This window comes from Lysinibacillus sp. FSL K6-0057, from assembly GCF_038630885.1.
GTDB classification, from domain to species: Bacteria; Bacillota; Bacilli; order Bacillales_A; family Planococcaceae; genus Lysinibacillus; species Lysinibacillus fusiformis_F.
Genome location: NZ_CP152047.1, coordinates 3893594 through 3912172, shown reverse-complemented (window position 1 = coordinate 3912172; position 18579 = coordinate 3893594). Strand labels below are relative to the sequence as shown.

Annotated in this window: 17 protein-coding genes; 11 read left to right on the top strand and 6 right to left on the bottom strand. The window is 37.0% G+C overall.

Annotated elements, in window-relative coordinates:
- Positions 1 to 106 precede the first annotated feature (106 nt).
- Together MHB40_RS19475 and MHB40_RS19470 are read left to right on the top strand one after the other, a co-directional pair.
- A complete protein-coding gene (locus MHB40_RS19475; protein ID WP_205445186.1) occupies positions 107 to 694 on the top strand; it encodes a peptidylprolyl isomerase in 588 nt (195 codons plus the stop codon).
- Positions 695 to 716: 22 nt separating this feature from the next.
- Complete coding sequence (locus MHB40_RS19470; protein ID WP_205445184.1) at positions 717 to 929, top strand: hypothetical protein; 213 nt, start codon at positions 717 to 719, stop codon at positions 927 to 929.
- A gap of 48 nt (positions 930 to 977) precedes the next feature.
- Here MHB40_RS19470 and MHB40_RS19465 read toward each other — a convergent pair whose 3' ends face one another.
- On the bottom strand, positions 978 to 2402 hold the full coding sequence (locus MHB40_RS19465) for a hypothetical protein (protein WP_342441361.1): 1425 nt from the start codon (positions 2400 to 2402) through the stop codon (positions 978 to 980).
- A 108-nt stretch (positions 2403 to 2510) separates the two neighbouring features.
- Entirely contained in the window at positions 2511 to 3683 is a 1173-nt protein-coding gene (locus MHB40_RS19460) for a MalY/PatB family protein (RefSeq protein WP_342441360.1), read from the bottom strand.
- A gap of 72 nt (positions 3684 to 3755) precedes the next feature.
- Here MHB40_RS19460 and MHB40_RS19455 point away from each other — a divergent pair, with 72 nt between their 5' ends.
- On the top strand, positions 3756 to 4016 hold the full coding sequence (locus MHB40_RS19455; RefSeq protein WP_004228396.1) for a DUF1871 family protein: 261 nt from the start codon (positions 3756 to 3758) through the stop codon (positions 4014 to 4016).
- A gap of 79 nt (positions 4017 to 4095) precedes the next feature.
- Here the strand turns inward: MHB40_RS19455 and MHB40_RS19450 are convergent, their stop codons facing one another.
- Positions 4096 to 5436 (bottom strand): sodium-dependent transporter, encoded by a 1341-nt coding sequence (locus tag MHB40_RS19450; protein ID WP_342441359.1) that lies wholly within the window; start codon positions 5434 to 5436, stop codon positions 4096 to 4098.
- Positions 5437 to 5636: 200 nt separating this feature from the next.
- On the opposite strand from MHB40_RS19450, the gene MHB40_RS19445 reads away from it, so the two are divergent.
- The 3 genes from MHB40_RS19445 (at position 5637) to yugI (ending at position 8280) form a co-directional block, all read left to right on the top strand.
- Positions 5637 to 6185 (top strand): sigma-70 family RNA polymerase sigma factor, encoded by a 549-nt coding sequence (locus MHB40_RS19445; protein WP_205445177.1) that lies wholly within the window; start codon positions 5637 to 5639, stop codon positions 6183 to 6185.
- A complete protein-coding gene (locus MHB40_RS19440) occupies positions 6178 to 7818 on the top strand; it encodes a hypothetical protein (RefSeq protein WP_342533224.1) in 1641 nt (546 codons plus the stop codon). Before MHB40_RS19445 ends, MHB40_RS19440 begins: the two co-directional genes overlap by 8 nt.
- An 84-nt stretch (positions 7819 to 7902) precedes the next feature.
- Entirely contained in the window at positions 7903 to 8280 is a 378-nt protein-coding gene (gene yugI / locus MHB40_RS19435; protein WP_004228409.1) for a S1 domain-containing post-transcriptional regulator GSP13, read from the top strand.
- A 42-nt stretch (positions 8281 to 8322) separates the two neighbouring features.
- On the opposite strand, the gene MHB40_RS19430 is transcribed toward yugI, so the two are convergent.
- Positions 8323 to 9630 carry a sigma 54-interacting transcriptional regulator gene (locus MHB40_RS19430; protein ID WP_342441357.1) on the bottom strand — a complete coding sequence of 436 codons (1308 nt, stop codon included), beginning with the start codon at positions 9628 to 9630 and terminating at the stop codon, positions 8323 to 8325.
- 145 nt (positions 9631 to 9775) lie between these two features.
- Between MHB40_RS19430 and pruA the strand changes: the two genes are divergently transcribed.
- The 5 genes from pruA (at position 9776) to MHB40_RS19405 (ending at position 16721) form a co-directional block, all read left to right on the top strand.
- Complete coding sequence (pruA, locus tag MHB40_RS19425) at positions 9776 to 11320, top strand: L-glutamate gamma-semialdehyde dehydrogenase (protein ID WP_069480049.1); 1545 nt, start codon at positions 9776 to 9778, stop codon at positions 11318 to 11320.
- 250 nt (positions 11321 to 11570) lie between these two features.
- A complete protein-coding gene (locus MHB40_RS19420; RefSeq protein ID WP_205445172.1) occupies positions 11571 to 12764 on the top strand; it encodes an ornithine--oxo-acid transaminase in 1194 nt (397 codons plus the stop codon).
- 83 nt (positions 12765 to 12847) lie between these two features.
- Positions 12848 to 14092, top strand: a complete 1245-nt coding sequence (locus MHB40_RS19415) for a Glu/Leu/Phe/Val dehydrogenase (RefSeq protein ID WP_004233781.1) — start codon at positions 12848 to 12850, stop codon at positions 14090 to 14092.
- A 370-nt stretch (positions 14093 to 14462) separates the two neighbouring features.
- Entirely contained in the window at positions 14463 to 15626 is a 1164-nt protein-coding gene (locus tag MHB40_RS19410; protein ID WP_342441356.1) for an iron-containing alcohol dehydrogenase, read from the top strand.
- 357 nt (positions 15627 to 15983) lie between these two features.
- Positions 15984 to 16721, top strand: a complete 738-nt coding sequence (locus tag MHB40_RS19405; RefSeq protein ID WP_205445169.1) for a hypothetical protein — start codon at positions 15984 to 15986, stop codon at positions 16719 to 16721.
- A 53-nt stretch (positions 16722 to 16774) separates the two neighbouring features.
- Here the strand turns inward: MHB40_RS19405 and MHB40_RS19400 are convergent, their stop codons facing one another.
- Positions 16775 to 17758: a cation diffusion facilitator family transporter gene (locus MHB40_RS19400; protein WP_342441355.1), complete on the bottom strand. Its 984-nt coding sequence runs from the start codon at positions 17756 to 17758 to the stop codon at positions 16775 to 16777.
- 14 nt (positions 17759 to 17772) lie between these two features.
- Positions 17773 to 18495: an MgtC/SapB family protein gene (locus tag MHB40_RS19395; RefSeq protein ID WP_205445165.1), complete on the bottom strand. Its 723-nt coding sequence runs from the start codon at positions 18493 to 18495 to the stop codon at positions 17773 to 17775.
- Positions 18496 to 18579 lie beyond the last annotated feature (84 nt).

Below are 18579 nucleotides of genomic sequence, written 5' to 3'. Positions count from 1 at the left end.
AGGGAGAAAACCAATAAGAAGTATGTTAGACTAAAATGAGGTCAGAAAGGATGCACAGGCATCTTTTTTATTGAAACTGAAATTTATCATTAAAGGAGAGACTTCCATGTTTCCACAATTAACAACAGACGTACAAGCAGGCGAAGTGCTTGTAGAAATGAACACAACATTAGGTGCTGTCAAAATTAAATTATTCCCTGAGCACGCACCAAAAACGGTTGAGAACTTTTTAGGGCATGCTAAATCAGGCTACTATAACGGCATTGTTTTCCACCGTGTTATTCAAGACTTCATGATTCAGGGTGGCGACCCAACTGGTACTGGTATGGGCGGAGAATCAATTTGGGGTAATTCCTTTGAAGATGAGTTCTCAGATCAATTGTTTAACCTACGTGGAGCGCTTTCAATGGCAAATGCAGGTCCAAATACAAATGGTTCTCAATTCTTTATTGTACAAATGAAGCACCTTCCAAGTGATATGCTTCGTCAATTACAAGGGGCAGGCTTCCCAGAAGAGATCATCGAAGCTTATGCTCAAAATGGTGGTACACCTTGGTTAGACCATAAACACACAGTATTCGGTCATGTTGTAGAAGGTATGGACATTGTGGATAAAATTGCGGATGTGGAAAAAGATTTCCGTGATAAACCATTAGAAGATGTGAAAATTGAGTCAATTACAGTCTTTGAATAATACTTATAAGGACGTGTAGAACATGCAAAACTTTATGTATCAATTTTTATATTTCCCAGAAGACAAATCAGGTTATATTCCAGCAGCATTTGAATTTTTAATTATGCTTATTTTATGTATTATCGTGTTTACGCTTTTCAGAAAAATTTCTAAGAAACAAGAATTGAAATCAAAAGAAATTGAAGCACGTATTCTAGCGGATAAGAAAAACACAAACAATCAACAGAATATCTAAAAAAAGGAATCTGCTTGCCACGGAGGGCGAGCAGATTCTTTCTTTGTATCATTTTTTAAAGCGGCGAATACTATTTTGCAGTGTTTTGAGGACAGTGAAACAAACCAGTACGAGTGATAAGCCAATCCCACTCAATGCAGTAATAAAGGCTACCCATTCAAAGAGTGTATAACTACCGATGCTATCGAAATCACTGCTATCTTTCCAACCTTCAATGACTAAGTTCATACCGTAAATACCGGATACAACAGTAAAAACTGTTAAAATAAACAGTAAATTATTACTTCGATTATCAGATTGGTCTTCTTGTATACGATACAAACTGTCCAATGTTGCTTTAGTTTCCAGATAATGTTCATTTATACGGAAATACTTTCGCAGCATTTGAGAAATTTCTCTGCCTTCTGTTCTTACGATGACTTCTTCAAAATAATAGCGTGCAGAGAACTTTGTAATCAGCTCGATTAGTTCATTGATAACCTGCTTATCTTTGCCCCATTTTATTTCACTATACTCATAGGAAAGCTTTAAGAGCATCATTTTATAAAAATAATGAATGAACAAGTTGTAATAGTGCGTACCCATAAATTCTTGAATACTATGAGTACATTTATCAAACGGCCTATTTGTAATTGTCATCTGTGCCTGTGACGAGGTGATAATATAACTATTAGGTGCCCAGCGTGTATGGGCGTGCTCTTGTACATAATTAGAGATATAGTGAGGATTCGTGCTAGAAATAAAGGGCTTGCCATCTGGTGTCCTACCATCAACTTGCCCTAATCGAAATAAATGCTCAGGTAATAGTTTAGCCTCTTCCTCAGCAATGAAATAAGCTGAGGCAAACATTCGCTCATCTTCAAAGAACGGTAAGCCTTCGTAGCTGTGGTCTTGTTGATGTAATAGAAAAGGCTGTAAATAAGGTATAAAATACTTAAATAATAATTCACTTGTAGAAGAACAATGACCAAATGAAAAATGATGACTGGCACCTTTCTCCTCTCGTAGCTTAGCCTCTAATACTCTAAAATAATGAACAAAATTTAATATATCACTTAGATCATGTGATTGATCTGTAATATTTGTTCTTACTGTTATAATGCCATTCCCAAAAGGACATAATGTCACATCGATACTCATCACTTCGTAATTATAATTGATTTGACTTTCTTGAAGATGTAAGGAGCCTTGTGTATAAAATGCTTTCGAAAAACGAATAAAGTCAGGGCTATTCATTTCGTTTGGAAATAGTTTATCCTCCAGAAAAGGATAGAAAAATTGAGCAAGCTCCTCATGTATAATCGTCATGTCACTGTAAAAGGCGTCTTCAAGAGATGTGTTTTTCAAGGTGAAAAAAGAAAAACCTTCCTTTAGTAGTACATCACCAATTTTTTGACGATTTTTTGTGGAATAGGCGAAAGGAAATAGGAATGTCATATAGGCACGTTTAATCGTTAATGGAACGATGTCCATGTAAAACACCTCTTTTAAAATCCAACTGATAAGAAACTTTTCCACAAAATTATGATTTTAAACATAAAAAGGCTATCTCCAAAAGTAGAGATAACCTTTCAACCATTTTTATTCTGCAAAGACCTTTTTAAAACGCTCGACTCCATCTTTCACAGTATCAAATGAACAAGCCAAATTCATTCGTAGGAAGCCACGACCTTCTTCTCCGTATTTTGTCCCTGGTTCTAGTGCCAGCTTGCCGATTTCTAGTAAGCGATTCATGATATCCTTCTCTTCAAGCGCTAGCTCTCGGTAATCAATCCAGATTAGATAAGTGGATTGAGGAATCGTAACACGAATGCCTGGAATCTGTTCTAATTCAGCTTTCACATAATCCATGTTAGCAGAAATATAAGAAAGTAATTCATCTAACCAAGGAGCCCCTTCTGTATAAGCAGCATGAAGGGCAACAGAGGCAAATGTATTTAATGAGCCTTGTCCACTTGCCATATTGATGGCCTCTAGCTGCAGGCGTTTTTTCTTATCTGTTACGATCATATATGACACTTGAATGCCTGCTAAGTTAAATGTTTTAGTAGGAGCCATACACGTAACAATGCGATTGATTTCATCCCCTGCAACTTTAGCTAAAGGTATATGCTTATCCCCATTGATCATTAAATCAGCATGGATTTCATCAGAAATAATGATGACATCGTATTTAGCACAAAGTCGTACAATTTCCTTTAAAGTAGCTTCATCCCATACATAGCCTCCTGGATTATGAGGGTTACAGAATATGTAGGCTTTCACATCTTGTGCTAAAGCCTGCTCGAAGGCTTCAAAATCATAGACAAACATTCCATCTTCTTCAACTAATGGGCAGCTTACAACTTCACGACCATTACTTTTTGGTATGTTAAAGAATGGCGGATAAACTGGTGGTGAAATGAGTACTTTGTCACCAGGATTAGTTAGTGCTACAATGCTGTTAGCTAATGCAGCGACCACGCCATTACAGAATAGGATGGCTTCTTTCTCAATGTGCCAGTCATGGCGAGTACTTTGCCAGTCTACAATGGACTGGATCGCTTCTTCGCTCATAAAACTATAGCCAAAAATAGTTTGTTCAGCATGTTGTTGTAAAGCCTTTGAAACAGCTGTAGGTGCAGCAAAATCCATATCAGCTACCCACATTGGCAAGATATCTGCCGCATCGTTTAGGCCATAAACCTTTTCCATTGCGTCCCATTTTACAGAGTTTGTACATCGACGTTTGATAGTTTGATCAAAAATAGACAAGCAAATCACTCTTTTCTTTTTTTTTTACTATGGTATCATACGAGTATGATCAAAGGATAATAGGTGAGTATTTTGGAAAATATTAAGATGAATCAAGCAGCTGTCCATCTGCTAGAGGAGTGGGATCCATTCCACTTAGGTCCAGACCATTATGATACAGAAACAGCAGATGTAGTAGCAGCCTTGCAAGGAATTGATGATCCATCGACACTTGCAAAAGTTATTCAAGAAACATATGAGCATTCGTTTGAACAATGGATACCGTTTGAAGATTGTGTAGCCATTTCTTACAAACTAATTGCCATTAAATTTGAAGCGAAATGTATTATTTAAAATATTTTGCATATTCCTTATAAAAAAAGGGGTTGTCAATGGACAACCTCTTTTTTAATGGAGTGATTGAGGTTAATACTTATTTAAATAAAGGTAAAATCCCCTGAATGAAAATGACCAAAATGGCGAGTGGGGAGACGTAGCGAATTAAAATGTACCAAATATTAAACAGTAAGCTAGATGCAGCTAATTCCTTACGTGAAATATCCTTAGTATAATAATAACCTGCAAAAATTGAAATCAACAAAGCTCCTATCGGCATACCGATGCTATTGGTCATAAAATCAACAAAGTCAAAAATAGAGCGATCTAATATTTTTACATCGGATAATATACCAAATGAAAGGGCACTTGGAATACCAACGATGAAAATAATGATTCCACCAATCCAAGCAATCTTTCTACGTTTTTCTGATTTATCACCAATGGCGATAGCCACGACAATTTCTAACATGGAAATGGAAGAAGTCACTGTAGCAAAAAGTAACAGAATGAAGAAGATTGTTAAGAATAAGCCCCCAAGAGGTAACTGTTCGAATACAGCTGGCAAAATAATGAATACTAAGCCAGGCCCTTGATCGGGTGTATAGCCAAGTGCAAATACTGCTGGGAAAATAACAAGGCCCGCCAGTAAAGAAATAATAATATTCATGGATGCTACATTTATCGCAGAGTTACCAATCTTCTCTTTTTTAGACAAATAGGAAGCATATGTAATCATAACGGCAATACCTACACTTAATGAGAAGAAAGCTTGTCCTAAAGCCATTAAAAATGTTTCAGCATTAAAATAGGACCAATCAGGTAAAAACATAAATTTAACGCCTTCCATGGCCCCGTCTAAAGTTAAAGAGCGGATAACTAGGACAATAAAGAATATAAAGAGGAGAGGCATCATCCATGTGCTGGCTTTTTCAATACCACCCTTAATACCTGCTGACACAATGACTACTGTTAATAACATAAATAGTCCCTGTACAAGAATGGCTTCAAATGGACTTGAAATAATCTTGCTAAATAAATCGGTGTAGTTGATGTCAGAGCCAGCATTCGTTAGCTTAAATGTAAGGGCACGACCCAAGTAGCTTAAAATCCATCCACCAACAACGCTATAGAATGATAAGATAAGGCCGGCAATCACCATACCACCCCAACCAATCAAATACCATGGCTTTCCTGGCGCTTGTTCCTTAAAGGAAGTGACAGCATCCTTTTGACCTCGGCGACCAATCATAAACTCAGCAATGAGCACTGGTAAACCAATAAAAAATGTACATAAAATAAATAATAAAATAAAGACACTACCGCCATTCGTACCTGCCATATAGGGAAATTTCCAAATGGCTCCCAGCCCTATAGCACTTCCTGCGGCAGCTAAAATAAACCCAATTTTAGTTGTAAATTGATCCCTCGATGACACGAAAATAAATCCTCCTTATACTAAAGTTTTATTTTACCTCAATATTCTCATAACACAAGCAAATATCAGAAAATTGATGATAGATCGGAAGACATTTGATGGAGTAAAAATATAGAATGATGACATATAAGGAAAGACATCTAATTTATGTAACAATTAGGCAGATTGCATCGTTCCATTAACAAAAAGGGGGGATAGCCATGATGGAGGTTGAATTAATAGCAAGGGCACAGCAAGGAGATAAAGAGGCCTATATCGAGCTTATCCGCAATCATCAACGAACCGTTGAAAAGTTTGCCTTTCAATGTGGTGTACATACGAATGATTTAGCTGATGTTTCGCAGGAGGTATTTGTCAAACTGTATCGCTTTTTACATCAATTTAAACAGGATCGATTTACAACGTGGCTCTATAAAATCACATTAAATGCTACTCGTGATTATTATCGTAAGGAACAGCGACAGCAGGCAAAAGAGGACAAGCTACATGCCCAGCAGCAAAAGACCTATTCATCTGCAGAAGAGAATGTTCTTTTGTTTGAAGAGGACAGGCATCTACACAGTGCCATTCAGGCCCTTGATGAAAAATACCGTTATCCTCTCGTGTTGTATTATTTCCACGAATTAAAATACGAAGAAATCGCTGAAGTCTTAAATATTTCACTATCGACGGTGAAAGTGCGATTATTACGTGCGAAGGAAAAGCTAAAGGCAGCATTAATGCAAGATGGGAGTGTTGAAAATGGATGATAAGCAATTTAATCAACGTATGGCACTACTAAAAAAATCCTATGATCGAATGGAATCACAGCTAGACCCACAACGAGTTCTTCAGCAAATTGAAGCTGAGGATAATGTAAGAGAGTCTCTAGAAAGTATGAATACGGTGCGAAAGCCTTCTGCAAGATGGCAAAAATCGGCTGTATGGATCGCAAGTATTGCCAGTGTGCTTTTGGTAGGTATTCTAATTTCGTCTTATATGTTCCATCCTTCAGCACTCGTTCATTCAGATGAAGAAAAGGAGATAGAAAGCAACTATGAAGATTGGTTTTCTAGATTTCAAAAGAAGTATCATGAAAAACGTGAAAAAACACGCCTTGAGCTCAATATACCTGAGGAAAACTTTAAGAAACTAACATTTGTTGTATCTGCTGATTATCTATACAATGATAAAGCTAAAAATAAAAAAATAGTTTTAAACAGAATGGCTGATGATCCAAAATATTTAACACAATTAGAGCAAGAAATAATAGACCGTTTGCAAACACCTCGAGAACTGATAGAGCAAATTGAAACCTACGAAAACCCGATGTCATTTGCCGAATCTAGATATTTCTTTAGCATATATTACTACGCAACGAAAGATGTTTTGACATATTATACAAATGAACTTTCCCAGTTTAATACCGTACTTCCACAAGCAAAGAAAGATTATCCTAAAGAACTAAAAGAATTGATTGAGACGACCAAAAAACAATATTTCGAGTTGTCACATGATGGGAATATCTATAGTTTTAAAACAAATCCTCTATTTATGAAAGATGCACCAGCCTCTATTGACCGTCTTCATCCGGATATCTTAGGCTATTTTAAATATTTGGCTACAGGCTCTTTATTCAATGGTGAGGATTTACGATTTTCTGCGGAAGAATCTGCTCGTATTTTAAAATTATACGAAAGAACATTAATAAATGACCTATCAACATCAGGACTCGATTTCCAATCACGCAATTTAAAGAAAGAGTTTGAAAATGCGTGGCTTGCACTATTAAAAGGTATTGATGATAAAAGTAGATACTCACCCGAACATATAAAGCTATTAAATGATACGGCAAATGGAAAGTATGGAGAATCGATGCGCTTAACCGCACAATTCATCCTCGAAGAATTTAAGGGAAAAGGAACATCCAAAACAATAGACAAACTGACAAGACAGGATATGGGGATAGAGCTTTCATATTTAACTAACGAAGTCTATATAGAATCAGAAGATGGTTCGACAAGCTTACAAATTGATTACCGCTGGATTATCCAAACGGAAGGCCTATACAATGCGTATACGTCAAGCAAAGCTGATACCATCCTAGATTCATTAAATCCAATGAACGTTGTAAGCCTCTTCTTATATGCGCAAGGAAAAGGAGATCAAGAAACAGCTAAACGGTTATTGTCTCAAGATGTAGATTTGAATAAAGTGGTTCAATTTGATGGGATGGAACATTTTATAGTTCTTTATGCCATAGATGCCTCCCAAACAACCATTAAAGCAGGTGTTAAGCCAGAATCAGTTCAGATGATTGGGCAGCATTTAACCTTCCAGTTAGGTACAGTGACTACAGGAAAAGGTGAAAAACGTTACATCATTACAGCCATTTCCGAGTAAGGAGATTTTTTGCCCCGTATTTACACGTATGTTATAATTTAAGCGATATATACGTAGCAAACAAAAAGAAAGTGGGCAAAGGTTATGGTAAAAAAATATGAATTAGGAGACGTGTTGACCGGAAAAGTTACAGGTATTCAACCATATGGTGCATTTGTTGCGCTAGATGACAATACGCAAGGCCTTGTGCATATTTCGGAAATAACATACGGCTTTGTGAAGGACGTTAGTGAATTTTTAGCGGTTGGGCAAGAAGTAGAAGTCAAGATTCTTGAAATCGATGAAGAGGCCGAAAAAATTAGTTTATCGATGAGAGCGCTACAGGATCGCCCAGCAACAGTAAGAAAAAAAGATGCACCACCACGAAAATCATTGCAGGACCGTGTAGATGAATCGGATGCGAATGGTTTTAATTCCTTAAAAGATAAATTACAGGACTGGATTGAACAATCTGGTCAATAAAAAAACGAGGATGCTTTCGAATGAAGGTATCCTCGTTTTTTGCTATTGTTTTTTTATTTTGCGGATTCGATATTGTAGGTTTTGTCTGCTCATACCAAGTGCATTCGCTGCCTTTGTAATATTGCCCTCATATAAATTTAAGACATTTTGCACATAATATGATTCGGCTTCACGCAAATAGGCATCGAGTGGCATGACATTGTGATTTTGATGGAACATAAAAAATTCTGGTTCACGATTGTTTGTATCTTGCTGCTGCACTTTGAAGCGGAAATGTAAAGGTAATAAATCTGAAGTAACAGTGGACTCCGTAGTCATAAATGAAACAATCTCATCCAGTAGTAGCTCAAGTTCCTTTAAATTCCCTGGCCAATCATATTGTAAAAATAATTCCTGTACATCTGGTGCAAGTTCAGTGACTTGGGAGGCAAAGCGTTCTCGATGTCGACTAAAATAATCATCGACAAATGGAAGAATATCTTCTTTTCGATCCGTTAAATTGGGAATGGTAATAGCCATTGTTGCAAAAAAATAATAAAGAGATTTAGACAGCTTTTTTTCGGCAATCAATGTAATAGGGTCACTGCCCACACTTCCAATTAGCATATATTTGGACTGTGGAAGCGAATGCAGTATATCTAAAAGCTGCTCTTGAATGTCTAAGCTTAAAAAATCGATACGTTCAAAGAAAAAGGTATAATCTTTATCTTCTTCTAATAGCTGTTGTAATTTATCAAGCACCGATTGAGCTGAACGGCGACTAACGAGTGTCACAAAGGCGTCAGGGTCGGGGGAAGCTGCGTGGTGAATTCCTTCAGCTACTAGATCTTTCCCTGTGCCAGATTCGCCAATTAATAATACTGGTAATTTTACAGCGGCTGCTTTTTTAGCGTTTTCGATAACCTGCTTCATTGATTCAGAATCAGCTTTAATCATATCAAATGTTAATGGTTCATCGTAACGACGAAGGGGTTGATAAACAAGCTTTTCCAGTGAGGTAATATCACGTGCAAATTCGATTGCGCCAATTAGTTTACCTTCAACAAAAAGTGGAAAAGTATCATTGATTGTTGTAATTTCATGGCCATTTTTATTCCAGTAGGATTGTTTAACATTAATTTCTTTTTTTCCTGTTTGTAAAACACGCATTAATGTACTTTCGTGTTGTCGGAAGGAAAACATTTCAATAATGGAACGATCCGCAAGTTCATCAAAATGAAATCCTTCAATTTCTTTCATTTTTGTATTATAAATAATCGTTTTGCCAGAGAGGTCTACTGCATGAATACCAACGGATACATTTGTTGCAATAAACTCATAAAAAGGTAGTAAAGGTTCAGAATTTTTCATAAAAATGTGCACCTCAAAAATTTTTTACTTGAAATATGCAACGAAATTTTGCATTATAATAAGTGTAAGGATATTTTATACGCAAAGATATTTTGCGTCAATGTTTTTTGCATACCCAAATACATTTCACAAGGGAGGATTAAGTATGATTCCATACAAACACGAACCATTCACAGATTTTTCACAAGAGGCAAACTACAATGCTTATGTAGAGGCTTTAAATAAAGTTGAAGGTTACTTAGGTCAAGACTACCCACTAATTATTGGTGGCGAGCGCATTACAACGGAAGATAAAATCGTTTCGTACAATCCTGCAAAGAAAACAGAAGTCATTGGTCGCGTTTCGAAAGCAAGCAAAGATTTAGCTGAAAAAGCAATGCAAGCGGCAGATGAAACATTTAAAACTTGGAAAAAAGTTGATCCAGCGATTCGTGCAGACGTTTTATTCAAAGCAGCAGCGATCATCCGTCGTCGTAAACATGAATTCTCTGCTTTATTAACAAAAGAAGCTGGGAAACCATGGGCAGAGGCAGATGCAGATACAGCGGAAGCAATCGACTTCTTGGAATACTATGGTCGCCAAATGCTACGCATTAAAAACGGTCAACCAGTAGAAAGCCGTCCAGGTGAGTACAACCGTTATGACTATATTCCACTAGGAATTGGTATCGTCATTTCTCCTTGGAACTTCCCATTTGCAATCATGGCTGGTACAACAGTAGCTGCTTTAGTAACAGGGAACACAGTTTTATTAAAACCAGCTTCAACAACTCCAGTTGTAGCGTATAAATTTATCGAAGTATTAGAAGAAGCAGGTCTTCCAGCAGGAGCTGTTAACTTTGTACCAGGTTCTGGTGCTGAAGTGGGCGACTATTTAGTTGATCATCCAAAAACTCGTTTCATCAGCTTCACAGGTTCACGTGATGTTGGCTTACGTATTAACCAACGTGCATCTGTGTTAAATGACGGTCAAATTTGGATTAAACGCGTTATCGCTGAAATGGGCGGTAAAGATACAATCGTAGTCGATAAAGAAGCAGATTTAGAATTAGCTGCACAATCGATCGTGAAATCAGCATTTGGCTTCTCTGGTCAAAAATGTTCAGCATGTTCTCGTGCTGTTATCGTAGAAGATGTGTATGACCAAGTGGTGAACCGTGTAGAAGAGTTAACAAACGCTTTAACAGTGGGAGATCCAACTGATTTCAGCAACTTTATGGCAACGGTTATTGACCAAGCGGCATTCAATAAAATTACGGAATACATCGAAATCGGTAAAGGCGAAGGTCGTCTAGTAGCTGGTGGTACAGCGGATGATTCAGTCGGTTACTTCGTACAACCAACTGTCTTCGCGGACGTAGAGCCTTCTGCACGTATTATGAAAGAAGAAATCTTCGGACCAGTCGTAGCGATCGCAAAAGCAAAAGATTTCGACCACGCGATTGAAATTGCAAACGATACAGAATACGGTTTAACAGGCGCTGTTATCACAACTAACCGTGTGAACCTAGAAAAAGCGCGTGAAGAATTCCATGTAGGAAACCTTTACTTCAACCGTGGCTGTACAGGTGCAATCGTTGGTTACCAACCATTCGGTGGCTTCAACATGTCAGGTACAGATTCAAAAGCAGGTGGCCCAGACTACCTACAACTGCATATGCAAGCAAAAACAACTTCAGAAATGCTTTAATTTTCACATTGACGTGAGGGCTGTTCAAAGTAAGTAGAAATTGAGGCATTTTGAATGAATTTGTGACACTTCTCTAGGTAACGCTACCCTGGCTATAACCGTAGACATCCATGACGTAGTTTACCTTGGAGAAGTTAGCAAATTTATCGTTTGAATTGTTGTTAAATTCTTAATCATTCTACTTATAGTGATACATAGTCCCTTTCTATTAAAAGTTTTTCATCATGATTTAGTAAGGAGAGAATAGGATATGACAAAAACTCAACAAGTTATTGAACAAACACAAAATTTTGGTGCAGCAAACTATCATCCACTGCCAATCGTTATTTCAGAGGCTGAGGGTGCTTGGGTTAAAGATCCAGAAGGCAACAAATATTTAGATATGTTATCAGCTTATTCAGCTGTTAACCAAGGACACCGTCACCCAAAAATTATCGCTGCTTTAAAAGAGCAAGCTGATAAAGTAACATTAACTTCACGTGCTTTCTACAGTGAAAACCTTGGAGAATGGTATGAGCTAGTAGGGAAATTAACAAATAAAGAAATGGTATTACCAATGAATACTGGTGCTGAAGCAGTAGAAACTGCGTTTAAAGCAGCTCGCCGTTGGGCATACGATGTAAAAGGCGTAGAAGAGGGTAAGGCTGAAGTTATTGCATGTAATGGTAACTTCCATGGTCGTACAATGCTAGCTGTATCTCTATCTTCTGATGAAGAATACCGTCGTGGTTTTGGTCCAATGCTACCAAACGTTAAATTAGTAGATTACGGTAATCTTGAAGCTTTAAAAGCTGCTATTACACCAAACACTGCTGCATTTTTAATTGAACCAATTCAAGGCGAAGCTGGTATCGTAATTCCAACAGAAGGCTTCTTAAAAGCAGCTCGTGAACTTTGCCGTGAAAACAATGTACTATTCATTGCTGACGAAATTCAAGCTGGTTTAGCACGTACAGGTAAAATGTTTGCTTGTGATTGGGAAGAAGTAGAACCAGATATGTATATCTTAGGTAAAGCACTAGGTGGCGGCGTATTCCCAATTTCTTGTGTGGCTGCAAACCGTAGCATTTTAGGTGTATTCAACCCAGGTTCACATGGTTCAACTTTCGGAGGTAATCCTTTAGCTTGTGCAGTTTCAATTGCATCTATTAAAGTTTTATTAGATGAAAAATTAGCAGAGCGTTCACACGAACTTGGTGAATACTTCAAAGGTAAATTAAAAGAAATTAACAACCCTGTTATTAAGGATGTACGTGGTCGCGGTTTATTTATCGGTATGGAGCTAACAGAAGCAGCTCGTCCATACTGTGAAAAACTTAAAGAATTAGGTCTATTATGTAAAGAAACACATGATACAGTAATTCGTTTTGCCCCACCACTTGTTATTTCTCAAGAGGATTTAGATTGGTCAATTGAACAAATTGAAAAAGTATTTAAACTTTAACAAAATGTTCACATTTTAATTCGGAAGTATGTTACAATGATGCCGATAACTATCATTAAAAAAAACAAAGAGGCGATTTAATAATGTCTGAAAACTTAAATCTTTTCACATCAACTCAAGATGTCATTCAAGATGCTCTAAATAAACTTGGCTATGATGAAGCAATGTATGAATTACTAAAGGAACCGCTTCGCATGCTACAAGTACGCATTCCAGTGAAAATGGATGATGGTACAACAAAAGTATTTACAGGTTACCGCGCACAACATAATGATGCTGTAGGACCAACTAAAGGTGGGGTTCGTTTCCACCCGCAAGTGTCTGAGGAGGAAGTTAAAGCGCTTTCAATGTGGATGACATTGAAATGTGGTATTGTCGATCTACCTTACGGTGGTGGTAAAGGCGGTGTCATTTGTGATCCTCGTCAAATGTCTATGGGCGAAATTGAACGCTTAAGCCGTGGTTATGTACGTGCAGTAAGTCAAATCGTGGGGCCAACAAAAGATATTCCTGCGCCAGACGTATTTACAAATGCACAAATTATGGCATGGATGATGGATGAATACAGCCGCATGGATGAATTCAACTCCCCAGGCTTCATCACTGGGAAGCCACTAGTACTTGGTGGTTCTCAAGGTCGTGACCGTGCGACTGCACAAGGTGTTACAATCGTAATCGAAGAAGCAGCTAAAAAACGTGGTATTGATATTAAAGGTGCTCGTGTTGTTATTCAAGGATTTGGTAACGCAGGTAGCTTCCTTGCGAAATTCATGCATGACTTAGGTGCAAAAGTAATCGGTATTTCAGATGCTTATGGTGCCCTTCATGATCCTGAAGGTTTAGATATCGACTATTTATTAGATCGTCGTGATAGCTTCGGAACAGTAACTACTTTATTTGAAAACACAATTTCAAACAAAGAATTATTAGAGCTTGATTGTGACATTTTAGTGCCAGCTGCTATTGAAAATCAAATTACAGCTGACAATGCACACAATGTTAAAGCAAATATCGTAGTAGAAGCAGCAAACGGTCCTACAACTGCTGAAGCAACTAAAATCTTAACAGAGCGTGGCATTTTACTTGTACCAGACGTATTAGCCTCTGCTGGTGGTGTGACAGTTTCTTACTTCGAATGGGTACAAAATAACCAAGGTTATTATTGGACAGAAGAAGAAGTGGAAGAACGTCTATACAAAAAAATGGTTGAAGCATTTGACAATGTTTATACAACAGCTACAACACGTAACATCAACATGCGCTTAGCGGCTTACATGGTAGGTGTTCGCCGTACTGCAGAAGCTTCACGCTTCCGTGGATGGGTTTAAGTAATCAAAAGATAAGATAATGAGTCATTCCTAAATTAATGGGATGACTCATTTTTTTCATTTTTATTCGATTGAATAAGGTGATCTAGGCGCTGTTCTAGTAGCATCTTTTTTTCTTTCCTTATTTTTTGGATTTTGAAAAATCTTAGCAGAAAAAAGCCCAAAATAATGGTTACAGCAGCAATTATAATAATAAGCATGTGCAAAATTTCCTTTTATTTTATGTATTAAATAGTACTATACAACTATTATCTGAACAAAATCTGAACAGTTTGATAAAACCTTTAGAAATAGCAAAGTGTTGCAGCGTTTAATCTTTGCTTTCTCTAGCGCAATTATGAGAAAATCCAACTAGAAAGGGGCGAATTAGATGGATTCATTTACTTTTTTTAACCCAGTGAAACTACATTTTGGTGAGGACGCACTGGAAAAATTACCGAAAGAATTAGAGCAATTTGGGAACAAGGTTTTAGTTGTATATGGTGGCGGAAGCATTAAAGCGAATGGTGTATACAATGCTGTTATAGAGAAATTACAACAGGCGGATAAAACGATTTTTGAATTAAGCGGTGTAGAGCCAAATCCACGAGTAGAAACAGCTAGACGTGGTATTGAACTATGTAAAACAGAAGGAATTGACTTAGTTCTGGCTGTTGGTGGTGGTTCAGTAATCGATTGTTCTAAATTAATCGTTGCTGGTGCAAAATATGATGGCGATGCTTGGGATATCGTGACACGTAAAGTGTTAGTAGAACAGGCCTTACCACTAGGAACAGTGTTAACACTTGCTGCTACAGGGTCTGAAATGAATGCTGGATCGGTGATTACAAATGCTGCTACAGAAGAAAAACTAAGTTGGGGTAGCCCAGCAGCCTTCCCAAAATTTTCAATACTAAATCCAGCATATACAGTGACTGTACCTAAAAACCACACTGTCTATGGAATTGTTGATATGATGTCACATGTATTTGAGCAATATTTCCATAACACAACGAATACCCCAATTACAGACGAAATGTGTGAAGGTGTATTGCGAACGGTTATTACGACAGCTCCAAAATTAGTAGAGGACCTAGAAAATACGCAGTTACGTGAAACCATTCTATTAGCAGGGACAATTGGTTTAAATGGATTCTTATCCATTGGTTCTCGCGGGGATTGGGCATCCCATAATATTGAACATGCTGTATCGGCTGTATATGATATTCCACATGCGGGTGGTTTAGCAATTCTTCAACCACATTGGATGCGTCTAAGTGTACCAGTAAATCCTGCGCGTTTTGCAGGTATAGCAACACGTGTATTTGGAGTCGATGCAACTGGTAAGACAGTTGAAGAGGTTGCTTACGAGGGAATTGATTGTTTATCTGCATTTTGGACATCATTAGGAGCGCCTAATCGTTTAGCTGATTACGATATTGATGATTCGAAATTCCAACAGATTATTGATCATGCTATGCAAAATGGACCTTTTGGAAACTTTAATAAATTGCAAGAGCAAGATGTAAGAACTATTTTACAAAATTCTCTTTAAACATAAAGTATGAGGCTATGTTGATAGCCTCATACTTTTTTATTGCAAGGTTAAGAAAAATTAACGATAAATGTTGAATTTTGTCGTAGAAGTTTCTTTAGTCCTGCAATATAATAAAATAGATAGATAATAAAAGGGTTAAAAATATATTTTTCTTTGTTTTAAGTGAGAAAAGTCACGTTTTTTATTGAGTCATTCAACCTATATTGTCGGTTGTTTTACTATAAGGCGATTTTTGAATGATAGAAATGAACAGTTTTTTGTCGTAATCACTCAACTAATATGTCGATGTTCAGAAGTTGTTCAGTCACCTTTATTAAAATAATTACAATATTAAACAAAGAGGAGAGGGATCAAATGTTGAAACAATTGCTAGAGGACCGTATTGTTACATTAAGTTGTGTAGAAATGCCATTTCAGCAGCATGTATATAAAATGCAGAATTGTGTAGAAGTATTGGGAATTGAAGCGAAATCATTGCAGATTGAAAATGATAAAATAATCACTGGATACATTGTAGATCAAAGTATATTTTTTAAAAGCTTACGTTTTGGGCAAACGAATATTATTTTTTCGGATGGTGTAAATAAAGCAATTGTACAATTATTTGTTCGTCCTTCTGGAGAAATTGTTGTAGAAGTTAAGCCGTATTTGGGGGGTGCTGAAATTGTTCCTGTTTATTATCGAACGATTTTAGCAGATACAGCTATTGCAATTGATTTAAAAGGTGCTTTAAAACATTATTTGGTAGCCCATCAATTCATGAATATAGAAGATTCAATTGCTGAAGTACATTATCAATCCATGCATCCGAATGTATTAAAGGATTCTTTTGCAGGGAATTTCGTGTTGGGTTGTCATGTGGATGGCAGAAACATTCTAAATGCCGAAGAATATGCGTTAGCCAACCGTCAAGCTTCTCTACAATTTTCAAAAATCGTTATTCAACAGAATGGTAAAAGAAAAACGATTGCTTGTAACAAATTACTTACGTTTATGATTACAAACCATGTCTTTGTAGGTTATGAGGATATTCCTAATTATCTAAATGAAGTAAAAATTAATGACGGACGAGATTATTTAAAACTAGTATAATAAATAGCCAACTGCCTGGAATACGGCAATTGGCTATTTATCTTTATAAAGTATTAAATGGAGTTATTTGGCTTTTCACCAACATGTATCCAGCTTGTTTTACCATCATCTTCGTCGAATAATATAGCTACTTTCGATACCCCTTTTTGGCTTAAGATGACTTCTGTTAAATGATCTCGAACATCGTCTAAAAAAGCTAGCGATAAAAGGGGATCAGCTTCAGCTACTAGTTCTACATGTAAAAACTCCCCTTCTTTAACCACTTCAAGGCGCACAATATCTTTAATGTTCGGATCATCCATTACAAGGTGAGCGATATGGTTTAACATTTCCTCATCTGTCTCACCAATGACGCCACGTGCATTATCGAGGAACACTTTACCAACTACATAAAACATCATGGCTCCGATTATCATCGAAACTAGTCCTTCTATTCGACCCCAACCTGTAAAATAAGCAATTAAAATAGCTGCAAAGGCTAAGAAGTTACCCGCAGTAGCAACTAAATCTTCCATAAAAACTAATTTTGTTGCCGGTTTTGCTCGATTTAAATAAGAGAATGCTTTTGGAATCGCTGTGATACCTGCCTTTTCTTGACCTGCTTCATGTAGTACCTCTGCAGCCGCTTTAGCTAGCACGGTTCCTTCTAAAACAATCCCTATGAATAGTACTCCTAGGGCAATCAGTATCCCACTAGACTCACCAGCAGGATGAATAAAATGATGCCAACCTTCTTTTATTGTTTCATAAGAAAGTATAGCTACAATAATAACAGCAAAGAGGCATACTAAGTTGACAATACGGCCAAAGCCACTGGGAAATTGTTTTGTAGGTGCCTTTTTAGAAAGAGCTGAGCCTATATACACAAATAATTGGTTAGCTGCATCCCCTAGAGAGTGCATCATTTCTGCAAACATGGCAACATTACCTGTAAAGAAAAAGGCGATCCCTTTAATAATCCCTAAAAAGGCATTTACACATGCAGCCATTAGAGAGGGTTTATTGCCGTCTTTTAGTAGTTTTAATAGTTCTGCCATAAAAAATCCTCCAACTAGTTTAAAATTTCCATTTCGATTTTTTCTATATAAGATAGTGCTCGTAATGAACGATAAAATGACAACAAATTATCAGAGACAATTAAGGATAGACGTAAATCTAATTCATGTAAAACACTATCATTTTTTAAAGGTACATCTTTGATGCGTATGTTTTCGATGATAATGTTGTTGTCCTTTAAAAATAATAGAAATGATTCTGTATGATTGTCATCATCAATTTGAACTTTTAATAAAATTTCTCGCATACGAATTCGCTTTGGCCCGATTTTCATAAGGAAAGGCGAGAGTACTTCAATACCAAAAACAATGATCACAACAGCTAATGTTGCATCCATGTAAAATCCCGCACCAACTGCAATACCGATACCAGCGGCTCCCCAAATCATGGCAGCAGTTGTTAAACCCGTAATACTGTCATTACCGCGTCTTAGAATGACTCCTGCACCAAGAAAGCCAATTCCGCTAACAATTTGTGCAGCTAAACGAAGAGGGTCCATCGTAATATTGATATCTTCTCTAGCAGGGGTTGAGTAGGCTGTCTCAATGGAGATGATCGTTAATAAGCAACTGAAAGTAGCAATAACTAAACTTGTTTTTAATCCCACTGGTTTTTTCTTTAATTCCCTTTCGATACCGATTACTAAACTTAATGTGGCTGCAATAACTAATTTTATGCCAACTTCATATGTAATCATATTTTCCAATAGTGTTTCCATACACAACCCTCCATTGATATTTCGTATTGCTAAGAGATATGCAAACTGTCATTATTATATGTGCATCACTTTTTTGTATTGTAC